The organism is Rhodococcus sp. NPDC057297, assembly GCF_042667435.1.
In the GTDB taxonomy this organism is placed as follows: Bacteria; Actinomycetota; Actinomycetes; order Mycobacteriales; family Mycobacteriaceae; genus Rhodococcoides.
In genome coordinates this window covers 82,326-95,041 of record NZ_JBHUZE010000012.1, presented here as the reverse complement: position 1 = coordinate 95,041, position 12,716 = coordinate 82,326, and the positions used below count along the sequence as shown (strand labels likewise).

General features: G+C 64.6%; 12 protein-coding genes. 6 read left to right on the top strand and 6 right to left on the bottom strand.

Translation table 11 applies throughout. The features are described from left to right. Positions 1-3: 3 nt before the first annotated feature. Together ACFULT_RS25780 and ACFULT_RS25775 are read right to left on the bottom strand one after the other, a co-directional pair. Positions 4-696, bottom strand: coding sequence for a hypothetical protein (locus ACFULT_RS25780; protein WP_037104552.1), 693 nt, complete (start codon positions 694-696; stop codon positions 4-6). Between the two features lie 114 nt (positions 697-810). Further along, positions 811-2,007: an MFS transporter gene (locus ACFULT_RS25775; RefSeq protein WP_378482911.1), complete on the bottom strand. Its 1,197-nt coding sequence runs from the start codon at positions 2,005-2,007 to the stop codon at positions 811-813. A gap of 286 nt (positions 2,008-2,293) precedes the next feature. Between ACFULT_RS25775 and ACFULT_RS25770 the strand changes: the two genes are divergently transcribed. Both ACFULT_RS25770 and ACFULT_RS25765 read left to right on the top strand, forming a co-directional pair. Further along, positions 2,294-2,704, top strand: coding sequence for a hypothetical protein (locus ACFULT_RS25770; protein WP_094720975.1), 411 nt, complete (start codon positions 2,294-2,296; stop codon positions 2,702-2,704). 171 nt (positions 2,705-2,875) lie between these two features. Then, entirely contained in the window at positions 2,876-3,898 is a 1,023-nt protein-coding gene (locus ACFULT_RS25765) for a phosphotransferase family protein (RefSeq protein WP_378482910.1), read from the top strand. 96 nt (positions 3,899-3,994) lie between these two features. Here the strand turns inward: ACFULT_RS25765 and ACFULT_RS25760 are convergent, their stop codons facing one another. Next, the gene (locus ACFULT_RS25760) at positions 3,995-4,483 is read right to left on the bottom strand and encodes an acyl-CoA thioesterase (RefSeq protein WP_378482909.1); all 489 of its coding nucleotides are present in this window, start codon (positions 4,481-4,483) and stop codon (positions 3,995-3,997) included. Between the two features lie 11 nt (positions 4,484-4,494). Beyond that, positions 4,495-5,685, bottom strand: coding sequence for a benzoate/H(+) symporter BenE family transporter (locus ACFULT_RS25755; RefSeq protein WP_378482908.1), 1,191 nt, complete (start codon positions 5,683-5,685; stop codon positions 4,495-4,497). Positions 5,686-5,771: 86 nt separating this feature from the next. On the opposite strand from ACFULT_RS25755, the gene ACFULT_RS25750 reads away from it, so the two are divergent. Further along, the gene (locus ACFULT_RS25750; protein ID WP_378482907.1) at positions 5,772-7,253 is read left to right on the top strand and encodes an FGGY-family carbohydrate kinase; all 1,482 of its coding nucleotides are present in this window, start codon (positions 5,772-5,774) and stop codon (positions 7,251-7,253) included. Here the strand turns inward: ACFULT_RS25750 and ACFULT_RS25745 are convergent. Both ACFULT_RS25745 and ACFULT_RS25740 read right to left on the bottom strand, forming a co-directional pair. Continuing rightward, positions 7,238-8,008, bottom strand: coding sequence for an SDR family NAD(P)-dependent oxidoreductase (locus ACFULT_RS25745; protein WP_378482906.1), 771 nt, complete (start codon positions 8,006-8,008; stop codon positions 7,238-7,240). The genes ACFULT_RS25750 and ACFULT_RS25745 overlap by 16 nt on opposite strands. Beyond that, positions 8,005-9,036 (bottom strand): sugar-binding transcriptional regulator, encoded by a 1,032-nt coding sequence (locus ACFULT_RS25740; RefSeq protein WP_378482905.1) that lies wholly within the window; start codon positions 9,034-9,036, stop codon positions 8,005-8,007. Before ACFULT_RS25740 ends, ACFULT_RS25745 begins: the two co-directional genes overlap by 4 nt. A 173-nt stretch (positions 9,037-9,209) precedes the next feature. On the opposite strand from ACFULT_RS25740, the gene eltD reads away from it, so the two are divergent. The 3 genes from eltD to ACFULT_RS25725 all read left to right on the top strand — a co-directional run bounded on the left by eltD (position 9,210) and on the right by ACFULT_RS25725 (position 12,715). Next, a complete protein-coding gene (gene eltD, locus ACFULT_RS25735) occupies positions 9,210-10,301 on the top strand; it encodes an erythritol/L-threitol dehyrogenase (protein WP_037104577.1) in 1,092 nt (363 codons plus the stop codon). 65 nt (positions 10,302-10,366) lie between these two features. Beyond that, the gene (locus ACFULT_RS25730; RefSeq protein WP_020113133.1) at positions 10,367-11,743 is read left to right on the top strand and encodes an ABC transporter substrate-binding protein; all 1,377 of its coding nucleotides are present in this window, start codon (positions 10,367-10,369) and stop codon (positions 11,741-11,743) included. A 24-nt stretch (positions 11,744-11,767) separates the two neighbouring features. Next, entirely contained in the window at positions 11,768-12,715 is a 948-nt protein-coding gene (locus tag ACFULT_RS25725; protein ID WP_019667188.1) for a carbohydrate ABC transporter permease, read from the top strand. Position 12,716: the final 1 nt, after the last annotated feature.

The window sequence follows — 12,716 nt, the reverse complement described above, 5'->3', positions numbered from 1 at the left end:
TTTTCAGCGCAGTCGTCGCAGCGCGAGAGCAGCGGTGTCGAACGGATTCTGGGCCTCACGCTCGGCAGCGACGGGCGAGTACAACATGACTGCGGACGACCCCGCCCACCACGCGGTCACGATGGCCACTGTCGTCACGATGCCGACGACTGTCGCCGACCCGCCGATGACGGCCGCCGCGGACACCGTCGCCGCTGCAACCGCGCCGAGTCCCCACACCATCGGCAGGAACCGCGCACTCGCGACGAGCGTCGCCGCGCACACCAGCGATGCACACGCCGTCACATACCCGTTCGGCAGCGCCGACGCCGGTACCCAGCCGTCGGCCCACGACCGCACCGCTGCCGTCGTCAGAGACGCACCGAGTACGAGGGCGATGACGGCACCGATCCCGTAGGGCAGCTTACGAATCAGCGACACCACCGTCAGGCCGGCCACCGCGACCAGAACGGGGGTGACTCCGAACGACTCGAGCAGTGCGTTCGCTGGTCCGTCCAAGCTGGGAATCAGCGCCCGCGAATACGGATACGTCACACCCGCGAGCGGAAGCACCACGAGTACCACGGCCAGTACCCCCAGCAGCCCGGCTACCGCGACGAGCCGTGCCATCAAACGCCTGCTGCGAGCCAGTGCGTCGTGGTCGATCTCGATGCCCTCGAGTTCCACCAATTCCATGCTGTCGGTGTCGGCACTCACTGCCTACAACACCCCCTTCGTGTCGCCCCTTGTAGTACTACTGCGTTGTCCGCACGCCTGTCCTTCGGCTACGAGGATGCCGTACGACTCTGAGCGTGCGGTGTGAAGGTTCCGTCAATCCAGTTCGGGCAACACCGTGCGCGGTCGAACAGTTCCCGCGGAGGCTGCAGCGACGATCGTCAGCGCCAACGGGACGGCCATCGCCGAGGTCAGGGACACGAAGTGGGCGATCCAGCCGACGATCGCAGGCCCGGCCAGCAGCCCGACGTATCCCATTCCGACGACGCGAGACATGTTGGTGGCCGCGCCGCCTCCGAGGTTGCCTGCGGCGGTGAAGATCTGCGGAACGCTGCCGGACAATCCGAGGCCGAACAACGCCCATCCGGCGAGCGTCAGCGGCAGCACGTCCGAGACCAAGACCAGAGCCATTCCCGCTGCCGCGATCGCGTTGCCGTACCTGACCACCGCGACAGGGCCGAAGCGCGCGCTGACTCGATCCGCACAGAACCTGCCGACGGTCATCATCGTCGCGAAGAATCCGAAGGCAAGAGCTGCGGTGCTGTCCGACGTGGCGAGGTGCTCCTTCACCTGCAACGTGCTCCAGTCGTTGGCGACCCCTTCGGACAGGAGGAGGGCGAACGCCAAGGCTCCGAGCGCCAGGACGCGCGGCGAGAATCGGCCCCGCGCGGAACCGTCGGCTTCGGAGCCCTCGGTGTGCGGTGAAGTGCGGGGGACCAGGAACGGGCGGCAGCAGGCCAACACACCGATGCCGAAGGCTGCCGCGCCGATCGTGGTCCACAGAATCGGGATGTCCACGGACAGGGTGGCGGCTCCCACGAGTGAGCCCACGACACCACCGACCGAGAACAGGGCGTGGAATGCGGACATGATCGGTCGTGCGTAGGCGCGCTCGACATCGACCGCCTGAGAGTTCATGGACACGTCGAGAGCGCCGTTGAAGATGCCGAACACGAACAGCGCTACACCCAAGGTGGCGGCGTTCGTGGCGAGAGCCGGACCCACGACTGCGATGGACAGCAGCACTCCTGCGAAGGTAACGATTCGATAACTTCCGTATCGGTCGGCCAGTGGGCCGGCTGCCTGCATTCCCACGATCGCCCCGCCCGCCAAGACGAGGAGCAGCGATCCGAGGGTGGCGTGCGAGATGCCCACCTGACGCTCGACGGTCGGAATATGGACGACCCAGATAGCGAAGAGGAAGCCGTTGACGGCGAATACTCCGAAAACGGCGGCGCGGGCGCGGCGGGCCGTGGATGTCGAGATTGCGGCCTTGTCGATCACTGCACGCACGCTACCTGGTTGTTTCCGTCGAGCGCGCCGTGAGAGGTCGTGGAAGAACGATCTTGGAACGCATTCGTAGCTGGATAGTCGCCGGATGCCGGCAAGCGATGTGACGCTTATCACATCATTCGGTTTGGTCTGGCGACACAACCGAGCGGAAGCGTAGTTTCGATGAATCGGACAGGAGTGCAAATTCGTTACAAATCTCTTCGTAACGATCTGAGAACGGTGCCGAGACGGTTGGGCCGAGCGGCCGACCGGGCACCGCACAGCGACGCCGATCGAAGGAGACATCATGACCCTCGCACACACCCGCCAGGATCTTGCGGACGCGACGCCGACAGTGCTGGACGCCGCAGACGATTCGGCGCCGCTGTCCTCTTCTCAGCTGGAGATGATGCGCGCGTTCTTCTCGTGCGAGTTCGAGGTAGCTCGCCTCGACCGCGAGTCCATTCCGACGGCTACGTCGGATGCCGTCGCCGAATGGATCGACGCCCTTCGTATGAGCGGGCTTTTCTCACCGTCGGAGATGCGCACGATGTCCCTGGCGTGGATGAGCGAGCCCGACGCTCTGGTGGCACTTCTCGTCGGAGACGTGGACGAGGTCGCCGCCAGGCGCGATGTCATGGACACCGGCGCCGCCGAGACCGCCCCCGCCGTCCGTGGTGACGCAGCCGCCGACACGGACCTGCCGAAGGCCAGCTGAGAAGTACCGCGCAACACGCTCGACGCCGCGGACGCCCGAATGGGTGCGTCCGCGGCGTCGTTCGTCGCATTACCGCTTTCGGCCTGGAGGTTCGGCGAATCTGCGCTCGGATGCGCACAGTCCATGCGACAGTGACGAGCGTTGATTCGCAAGAGAAAGGATCGGGAGCGTATGACGACAGGTGTGGACTTCGACGCCGTCTCCGAATGGATCGGAGGTCTCGGCATCGGTGCAGTCGGCCCACTGACGTTCGACAGAGTCGGAAACGGGCAATCCAACCTCACCTACTCGGTCGCCGACGCAAGCGGTAGTCGCTGGGTACTGCGGCGACCGCCACTCGGGACATTGTTGGCCTCCGCTCACGACGTCGTCAGGGAATACAAGATCCTCAGCGCCCTACAGAACACCGGAGTTCCGGTGCCCAAGATGATCGCGGTGACGGAAGACCCACACGTTTCCGATGTGCCCCTCGTGCTGATGAGTTACGTGGACGGCATCGTCCTGGATTCGATGCAGAAAGCCGAGGCGACCGCACCGGACATTCGCCGGGCCGTCGGATCCAGCATGACAAGCGCGCTCGCGAGCATTCACCGGGTGGACCTCGACAGCGTCGGCCTCACCGACCTGGCCAGCCACAAGCCGTACGCCGAGCGTCAGCTCAAGCGCTGGCGAACACAATGGCAGCACACGCAGACGCGTGAAGTACCGGCAATCGACACTCTCGCCGAGCGTCTCGCAGCGAACATCCCGGATCAACGGGAACTGACGTTGGTGCACGGCGACTTCCATCTCAACAACGTGATCACATCGCCCACCACAGGCGACGTCGTGGCCGTCGTCGACTGGGAACTGTGCACGCTCGGTGATCCACTCGCAGACATCGGCGGGCTCCTCGCCTACTGGCCGGAAGCGGGCGACGCCGTCGCGGGGCCGTTCATGGCCTCGACCTTGCCCGGATTCCCGACTCGACAGGAATTGACGGCCGACTACGCAGCGAAGACGGGTCGCGACGTCACAGCCGTCGGATTCTGGCAGGTGCTCGCGCTGTGGAAGCTGTCCATCATCGCCGAGGGCGTCATGCGACGAGCAGAAGCCGATGCCCGCAACCGCGCGAACGCCGGTTCTCCCACGACGACCCTGATCGACGACATCGTCGCCCGGGCTCTCAGCACTGCCGACGACATCGGCCTCTGAAATCTCCGCCTAGTCAGACCCGGTCTAGCTGGGGTCGTTCCTGCCGGCTCCACTCCCGGTCTAGCTGGGGTCGTTCCTGCCGGCTCCACTCCCGGTCTAGCTGGGGTCGTTCCTGCCGGCTCCACTCCCGGCCACAAGAGTGCGGGCGGCGGCTTCGATCTCGGTGGGAATGGCGACGGGGCGGCGGGTCTGCGAGTCCACGTACACGTGGACGAATCGACCGGTGGCTGCCAACTGCAGTTCGTCGCCCGGGCTTTCGCGAAACAGAGCGAATGCGTAGACGATGCTGCGGGTGCCCAGTTTCTCGACCGACAGGCCGACCTGCAGGGCGTCGGGGAACGACAACTCGCTGTGGTATTTGCACGACGTCTCGGCGACCACACCGATGGCATCCAGAGCCCTGATGTCCACGCCCGTGGTGTGCATCAGCCAACCGTTCACCGCGGTGTCGAAGTACGAGTAGTAGGTGACGTTGTTGACGTGCCCGTAGTGATCGTTGTCGTCCCACCGTGTGGCGATCGGCCAGAGGGCCGGGTACTCGGCGGCGGTGTTGCGTTCGGCTCGCTGGCCGGCGGAGGCGGTCATGGGTGCTGACTCTATCGGCCTCGGCTGAGAACCCAGCGAACGACGAGGCCGACGACCAACGCCCAGAACGCGGAGCCGATACCGAAGATGCCGATGCCCGACGCCGCGATCACGAACGTCAGGACGGCCGATTCCCTCCCGTTCTCGTCTTTCAGGGCGCCGGCGAGCGAGGCGGCGAGGGTGCCCAGCAACGCCAGTCCGGCAACGGTTTCGACCACGCCGGCAGGCGCGACGGACACGAGGGTTGCCACGGCGGCCGAACAAGCAGCGAGGAGAAGGTAGAACCAGCCTGCAGATGATGCCGCTATCCAGCGACGTTCGGGGTTGGGGTGTGCTTGCGGCGCCGCGGCCAATGCCGCGCTGATGGCCGCGAGGTTGACGGCGTGCCCGCCGAACGGTGCACCCACCATCGTTCCCAGGCCGGTGACCCCCATCGCGGGCCGCCAGGGTACGTCGTAGCCATAGGACTTCATGACAGCGACGCCCGGGATGTTCTGCGATGCCATGGTGACGATGTAGAGCGGGAGCGCGATCCCGACGATCGCCTGCCATGTCCAGTCCGGCGCGGTGAAGGCGACGTGCGGAATCAAGTCCGATGCAGGGGGAATGCGCTGCGCGACAGCGACATCGACGGTAATGACGACGGCTGCGGTACCGAAAGCGGCGGGAACGGCCCACCGCGGGGAGTAACGCTGCAGCACGAGCCAGACCACGATGACCGGTGCAATCGCTCCGGGTGAAGCGGCGAATGCGGTCACCGGTTTCAGACACAGCGGTAACAGGACGCCCGCGAGCATCGCCTGTGCGAGAGGTGTCGGAATCGACGTGATCAGCGTACCGAGACGCGGCCACAGCCCGGTGGTGATCACCAATGCGCCGACGACGAGAAACGCGCCTACGGCAGCGGGCCATCCGCCGGACACTGCCCCGGTCCCGGCAAGTAGTGCAGCACCGGGCGTCGACCACGCAAGGGTGATGGGTTGGCGATATCGCCGGGCGAGGTAGATCATCCCGAGAGCCTGAGTCACACAGATCACCAGCAGTCCCGACGCTGCATCCGTCGGCGACGCGCCCACCGCGCGAAGACCGGTCAGCACCACGGCGAACGAACTGGTGAATCCGACGAGCGCGGCAACGATGCCCGCGAGGATCGGTTGGAGTGCGTTCGGTGTCGATCGGGTCGGCTCTGCCACGAACAGCAATGATGCCCTGTGCGGCGATGCGTCGGTAATCGAAGATGCGCGCTTACCGGTCCCACCGGCCGAGGTGCTCCGTTAGTGTTGCAATCGTGAAGTTGTTCGTGGGAATCGATATGGGCACCGGCAGTAGCAAGGGCGTCCTCGTCACCGCCGACGGAGAGGTTCTCGCGTCGGAGCAGCGGGCCCACGAGATGTCGTTACCGCACCCGGGCTGGGCGGAAGTGGATGCGGATGCGGTCTGGTGGAGCGACGTCTGTGCCATCGCGTCGGCACTGATGAGCCGTGTTCCGTCGGGTTCGGAGGTCGCGGGTGTCTGTATCAGCGGGGTCGGGCCGTGCCTCGTGCTCACCGACTCCGAACTGCGTCCGGTGCGGCCGGCCATCCTGTACGGGATCGATTCACGGGCGTCTCGCGAAATCGAAGAATTGACAGACCATTTCGGTGCAGATGCCATTCTGGAGCGATGTGGTAAATCGTTGTCCAGTCAGGCAGTGGGGCCGAAGATCGAGTGGGTTCGCAAGAACGAACCCCAGGCGTTCGACCGCGCGAGACGGTGGTTCGGATCCAATTCCTACATCGTCGCCAAGCTCACCGGTGAGTACGTGCAGGACCATCACACCGCGAGTCAGTGCGATCCCCTGTACTCGGTTCGTGAATTCGGTTGGAACGCGGACTGGCTCGACCGGATTCTGGGCGGACTCGAGGTGCCACGGTTGGCGTGGCCGAGTGAGGTCGTCGGGCATGTCGATGCGCGCGGCAGCGCTGCGTCCGGTATTCCGGTCGGCACGCCCGTGGTGGCAGGAACCGTCGACGCGTACGCCGAGGCATTCAGTGTGGGAGTGCGGCATCCGGGCGATCTGATGTTGATGTACGGATCGACGATGTTTCTCGTCCAAGTGTTGGCGGACTACCACACGAATCCGGCGCTGTGGACCACCACGGGAGTGCAGGCAGGTACGTACGCACTCGCGGCGGGCACATCCACCGCCGGCTCACTGACCACATGGCTTCAGACGCTCACCGGTGGAGCGCCTTTCGAGGAGCTGATGCGTGAGGCATCGGCTGTTCCGGCAGGGGCCGAGGGATTGTTGGTCCTGCCCTACCTCGCAGGCGAGCGAACGCCGGTGTTCGACGCCGACGCCCGCGGAGTGATGGCAGGACTGACCCTGAGGCACGGTAGGGGACACATCTTCCGGGCCGCGTACGAGGGAATCTCCTTCGGTATCAGGCAGATTCTGGAGATGTTCGACGACGCAGCCACGCCGGTCAATCGAGCCGTCGCCGTCGGCGGAGGGTTGCGGAGTCCGGTGTGGGCGCAGGCGCTCAGCGACATCACCGGGCAGACCCAGCTCGTCACCGAGCAGGCCATCGGCGCAAGTTACGGTGATGGCCTGCTCGCGGCGATCGGCGTGGGGGAGGTGCCGCCGGAGACCGACTGGGCCACCGTGGCATCCGAGGTCCCGCCGAATCCCGCACACCGAGCCCTGTACGACGACCTGTATGCCAGTTGGCTCCAGCTCTACCCGGCGACGCGAGAGATCGTGCACGCGGGCGCTCAACTGACCAGGTAACCGCCGTCGACCGGGATGTCGATTCCATTGATCATCGCCGACGCGTCGGAGGCGAACCACAGTGCAGTCGCCGACACCTCCGACGGCTCGGCGAATCGGCCGGAGGGGATCCGCGCGAGCATCGGTGCGGACTTCACCGGGTCGCCCCATACCTTCTGGCCCATGTCGGTGAGGACCACTGTGGGGCAGACGGAGTTGGCCCGGACGCCTCGCCCGCCGAGTTCGAGCGCGAGCACCTTGGTGGCCATGATGAGTCCGGCTTTGGACGTGCAGTACGCGTAGTGCTCCGGGAGTGGTCGTAGCGCCGCGGCCGATGCGACGGTGACGATGGATCCACCCTCGCCGTCGGCCATCGCTCGGCCGATACGCGCTGCGAGCAACGACGGGGCTCTCAGGTTGACCTGGATCACCTCGTCGAAGTGCGCGGTGTCGAGTGCGTCCACCGTTTCCGGGTAGGAGATTCCGGCGTTGTTGACGAGTACGTCGATCCCGCCGAACGCGTTCGCGGCGTCCTCCGCGAGCGTGTCCGGACCCACTGCTGTCGACAGGTCTGCGACGACGATCGCGGTCTCGGTGTCGAGTGTGCGAGAGAAGCTTTCGAGCGATTCGCGATCTCGACCGGAAAGAACGAGGCGCGCACCTGCCGCGGCGAACGTCTGCGCGATGTCGGCGCCGATACCGCGACTTGCGCCCGTGATCAGCACGCGTTTGCCGTCGAGGTCATGAGTCGTGGATCGGTCGATCGTAGGTGTCATGCCGTGTCTTCCTCGTCGAGTGTCGTGATGTTGGAAAGGATGTCCTGTGCGGTCGCCGGGTCCGTGACGAGTCGGTTGAAGAAGTGCGCTCGCGCGCCGCTGATGATCGGCACCACTTTGTCCGACCCGACTGCCACCGCGATTCCCACCGGAATCTTCTGCAGTGCATCCAGTTCCACCGCGATCAGGCGATCGGAACCGGGGAACTCGACGGAGTTTCCGTCGCGGTCGTAGAAGCGCGAGCAGACGTCGCCGACAGAGTCTCGCAGTGATGCGGAATCGGTCGGGACGAAGCGGGGGATGTCGGAGCGCAGTAGGGGAGGTGCCCCGACTCCCATCAGTATGCACCGGGCCTGGGGCCAGAGTTCGAGCACGCGTTGAATCGCCGGGTCCGAGTGGATGATCGAGTACAGATCGGCACCGGGAAGTGCGGGTGCGAACAGGTAGTTGGCTCGTCCGCCGAGTTTGTTGGAGATCAGTCTGGTGATCTCGTTCGTCTGGTACCACTCCTCGGGCTGGTCGTTGCCGCCGACGGTCGGAGCGACCAGAATTCCCGGGATTCTGTCCAGGTCGAACTGGGCCACCTCGTACACGGTTCTTCCCGAGGAGACCAACAGGATGTCGCCGGGGACGAGCCCGACCGCAGCGAGCGCCTTGGACACTGCAGGAGCAAGGTAACGACCCATGAGATCGACCGTCGGTTTCGACGGCGTGGCCGGGGGCAGGGGCGCCGACAGGTAGACGTACTCGAGGCCGAGTGCGGACGCAACGCTCTCGGCCAGATCGTCCTGCGAATAGTTGCTCGGCGGCACGACCTCGATACGAACGATGCCCTGGCGCCGCGCCTCGGAGAGGAGTCTGCTGACCGTCGCGCGGCTGGTTCCGAGCTTGGCGGCGACCTCGGCCTGGGTGGCGTCCTCGTCGTAGTAGAGCTTGGCCGCGGTGTAGAGCAGCGTGGGCGCGAAATGGCTCCCGTCGGCCGACTGGCCGGACAGGGGGTTCTCGCTCGCAGATCCGGTGATCGCCATGGCCGAAGTATCCCATTGAACATATGTGCACGGAGTTTGAATTGCTGAACATTCGTTCTGGACATATGTATACCTCTTCGTTAATGTGAGCGCCAACACATCGCCGACAGGCAATGTCTCGCCTCACCCGCGACGACCGCGCGGACACGAAACTGCTGAACGAGGAGTCTTAGATGCCGGACACGACAATCCCGGAGAAGATGCAGGCCGTGGTCTGCCACGGGCCGGAGGACTACCGGCTCGAGGAAGTGCCGGTACCGGTACCCGGCCCCGGCGAAGCCCTGGTCCGCGTCGAGGCCGTCGGGATCTGCGCAAGCGACCTGAAGTGCTACCACGGCGCGGCGAAGTTCTGGGGCGACGAGAACCGACCCGCATGGGCCGAGACCGACGTCATTCCCGGCCATGAGTTCGTGGGTGAGATCGTCGTGATCGACGACGAGGCGTCGGCCAGGTGGAACGTCTCGGTCGGTGACCGTGTGGTGTCCGAGCAGATCGTGCCGTGTTGGGAGTGCCGATTCTGTCTGCGCGGCCAGTACCACATGTGTGCGCCGCACGACCTGTACGGATTCAAGCGTCGCACTCCCGGCGCCATGGCCAGCTACATGGTGTACCCCGCAGAGGCATTGGTACACAAGGTGTCCAAGGACATCCCGGCCGCGCATGCAGCATTCGCCGAACCCCTCTCCTGCTCGCTGCACGCCGTCGAGCGGGCGGGAATCACGTTCGACGACGTCGTCGTCGTTGCCGGTTGCGGCCCGATCGGACTCGGCATGATCGCCGGCGCACGGGCCAAGAGCCCGGCACACGTCATCGCGCTCGACATGCAGCCGGAGAAGCTGGCGCTCGCGAAGGAATGCGGCGCCGACATCGTCATCGACATCCGCAACGAGGATGCCGAGAAGATCGTCAAGGACCTCACCGACGGCTACGGCGCCGACGTCTACCTCGAAGGGACAGGACATCCCACTGCGGTTCCGCAGGGGCTCAACCTGCTTCGCAAACTCGGCACGTACGTCGAATACGGCGTCTTCGGAAGCGATGTCACGGTCGACTGGTCGATCATCTCCGACGACAAGGAACTCGACGTCCTCGGCGCGCATCTCGGCCCGTACTGCTGGCCGGCGGCCATCCGCATGATCGAGTCCGGCGTGCTGCCGATGGACAAGATCTGCACCCACCAACTACCGCTCTCCGACTTCCAGAAGGGCCTCGACCTCGTCGGAAGCGGCGCAGAGTCGGTCAAGGTTTCGCTGATCCCGTCCTGATTCGCTCCTGCACGAAGCACTTTGGAGACTTACCCATGACTTATCGTCAATTCTCGAGGCGGGACATGCTCCGCGCGATGGGACTGGCAGGCGTCGCTGCAGCGTCGGTGCCGATTCTGTCCTCCTGCGGAGTCGGAGGTGGCGTGAACGCCGTCAACGGCGCCGGCGAGGTGAGCGGGTCGTTCGATTGGAAGGCCGTGGAGGGTACGACCCTCAACATTCTGCAGACCCCGCACCCGTACCAGCAGTCGTTCCAACCGCTGCTCGCCGAGTTCGAACAGCTGACCGGCATCACCGTCAACGCGGACCTGGTGCCCGAGGCGGACTACTTCACCAAGCTCAACACCGAACTTGCCGGCGGTACAGGCAAGCACGACGTCTTCATGCTGGGGGCGTACTTCATCTGGCAGTACGGTCCGCCCGGATGGCTCGAGGACTTGAACCCCTGGTTGCAGAACAGTTCGGCCACCAGCGCCGAGTACGACTTCGAGGACATCTACGAGGGTCTGCGCACGTCGACCAGCTGGGATTTCGAGCAGGGCTCACCGCTCGGCACCGGTGGTCAGTGGGCGTTGCCGTGGGGATTCGAGAACAATGTCGTCGCCTACAACAAGAAGTTCTTCGACGACAACGGCATCACCCTGCCGGACACCTTCGACAACTTCGTGCAGCTGGCCATCGACCTCACCGATCGTTCGCAGAACCGCTACGGAATCGCGACTCGCGGATCCAAGTCGTGGGCGACGATTCACCCCGGCTTCATGACCCAGTTCACGCGTGAAGGTGCGCAGGACTACGTCTTCGAGAACGGCGAGTTGCAGGCCCGAATGAACTCGGAGAAGGCAGTTGCGTTCACCGAGAAGTGGATCGAGATGCAGCACAAGGCCGGACCGACGTCGTGGACGTCCTACGACTACCCCAACGCCACCGGTGATCTCGGTGACGGTAAAGCCATGATGGTGTTCGACGCCGACAGCGCGACCTACCCGAAGAACAAGCCGGGTGCGTCGGCACAGGCAGGCAACATCGGGTGGTACCCCGGTCCTGCAGGTCCCGACGGCAGCTACGCCACGAACCTGTGGACGTGGTCGCTCGCGATGAACTCGATGTCGAAGAACAAGCACGCAGCCTGGCTGTTCATGCAGTGGGCCACGGGCAAGGAAGCGATGTCGAAGGCTGTTCAGGGCGGGATCTACGCCGACCCGGTCCGCAAGTCCGTGTTCGACGGTGTCTTCAAGGACCAGGTCGCCGACCAAGCGGGTTATCTCGAGACGTTCGAGACCGTGATCGACCAGTCGAAGATCCAGTTCACTCCGCAGAAGAAGTTCTTCGACACCACGCAGAACTGGGCGTCGGCACTCCAGGACATCTACGGCGGCGACGATGCTCAGTCCCGGCTCGACGGGCTGGCGAAAACCAACACCTCGAAGGTGAACCTGTGATGACTTTTCAGAAAGAGGTAGGTCATGGCCACGCGCACTGAGCCTTCGCGTTCGACGGGCGCGCCTGTTCCGGGTTCCACGGCCAAGCCCGAGGTGCCGCGGTGGCGTCGTCGGCTGCGTCCGTATCTGTTGTCGGTTCCCGCCGTCCTGATCGTCGTCGGAATTCTGTACCCGTTCTTCGTCGGCGCGTGGTACTCGTTCCTCAACTACGCTGCCGTGAACCCGAACCCGGTGTTCGTCGGCTTCGCCAACTACGCCAGCGTTCTCGGTGACGCGCAGTTCTGGTCGAGCGTGCGCGTCACGGGCACGTTCGCAGTGGTGGCGACCATCGTGGAGACCGTCATCGGCGTGATCATCGCGCTGCTGCTCAACCGGTCGTCGATCGTCGGCCGCATCTTCGAGAAGGTGCTGATCCTTCCGCTGATGATCGCGCCGGTGATCGCCGCGGTGGTGTGGAAGCTGATGTTCAACCCGCAGTTCGGTGTGCTGAATCACGTTCTGGGATTGGGCAACACGTTCGACTGGTTGAGCAGTCAGAACGCGCTGTTCTCGGTGATCCTCGTCGACCTGTGGATCTTCACGCCGTTCGTCGCGATTCTCGTTCTCGCCGGCATCCGTTCCCTGCCGAAGGAACCGTTCGAAGCGTCCGAGGTCGACGGCGCGAGCTGGTTCTACATGTTCCGCCGGCTCATGTTGCCGATGCTGTGGCCGTACATCCTCGTCGCGGTGATCTTCCGCTTCATGGACAACCTCAAGTTCTTCGACGTGCCATGGGTTCTGACGGCCGGTGGGCCGGGTGTCGCGACCCGTTCGTTGCAGATCGGTGCGTTCGAGGACTCGATCATCAACCTCGACTACTCCCGCGGCAGCACCTACATGTTCCTGCTGTGGATCCTCGTGTTCATCACCGCGCGCTTCCTCGTGAGCGTGCTCGGCAAAGCACAGCGGCGCGCCGCTGGAGCGGAGAACTGAC

What these genes read in the sequence shown, in the direction of transcription:
- ACFULT_RS25770 (WP_094720975.1), top strand. Translation starts at nt 2,294, where the DNA reads ATGACCCTCGCACACACCCGCCAGGATCTTGCGGACGCGACGCCGACA.
- ACFULT_RS25765 (WP_378482910.1), top strand. Translation starts at nt 2,876, where the DNA reads ATGACGACAGGTGTGGACTTCGACGCCGTCTCCGAATGGATCGGAGGT.
- ACFULT_RS25760 (WP_378482909.1), bottom strand. Translation starts at nt 4,483, where the DNA reads ATGACCGCCTCCGCCGGCCAGCGAGCCGAACGCAACACCGCCGCCGAG.
- ACFULT_RS25745 (WP_378482906.1), bottom strand. Translation starts at nt 8,008, where the DNA reads ATGACACCTACGATCGACCGATCCACGACTCATGACCTCGACGGCAAA.
- ACFULT_RS25740 (WP_378482905.1), bottom strand. Translation starts at nt 9,036, where the DNA reads ATGGCGATCACCGGATCTGCGAGCGAGAACCCCCTGTCCGGCCAGTCG.
- eltD (WP_037104577.1), top strand. Translation starts at nt 9,210, where the DNA reads ATGCCGGACACGACAATCCCGGAGAAGATGCAGGCCGTGGTCTGCCAC.
- ACFULT_RS25730 (WP_020113133.1), top strand. Translation starts at nt 10,367, where the DNA reads ATGCTCCGCGCGATGGGACTGGCAGGCGTCGCTGCAGCGTCGGTGCCG.
- ACFULT_RS25725 (WP_019667188.1), top strand. Translation starts at nt 11,768, where the DNA reads ATGGCCACGCGCACTGAGCCTTCGCGTTCGACGGGCGCGCCTGTTCCG.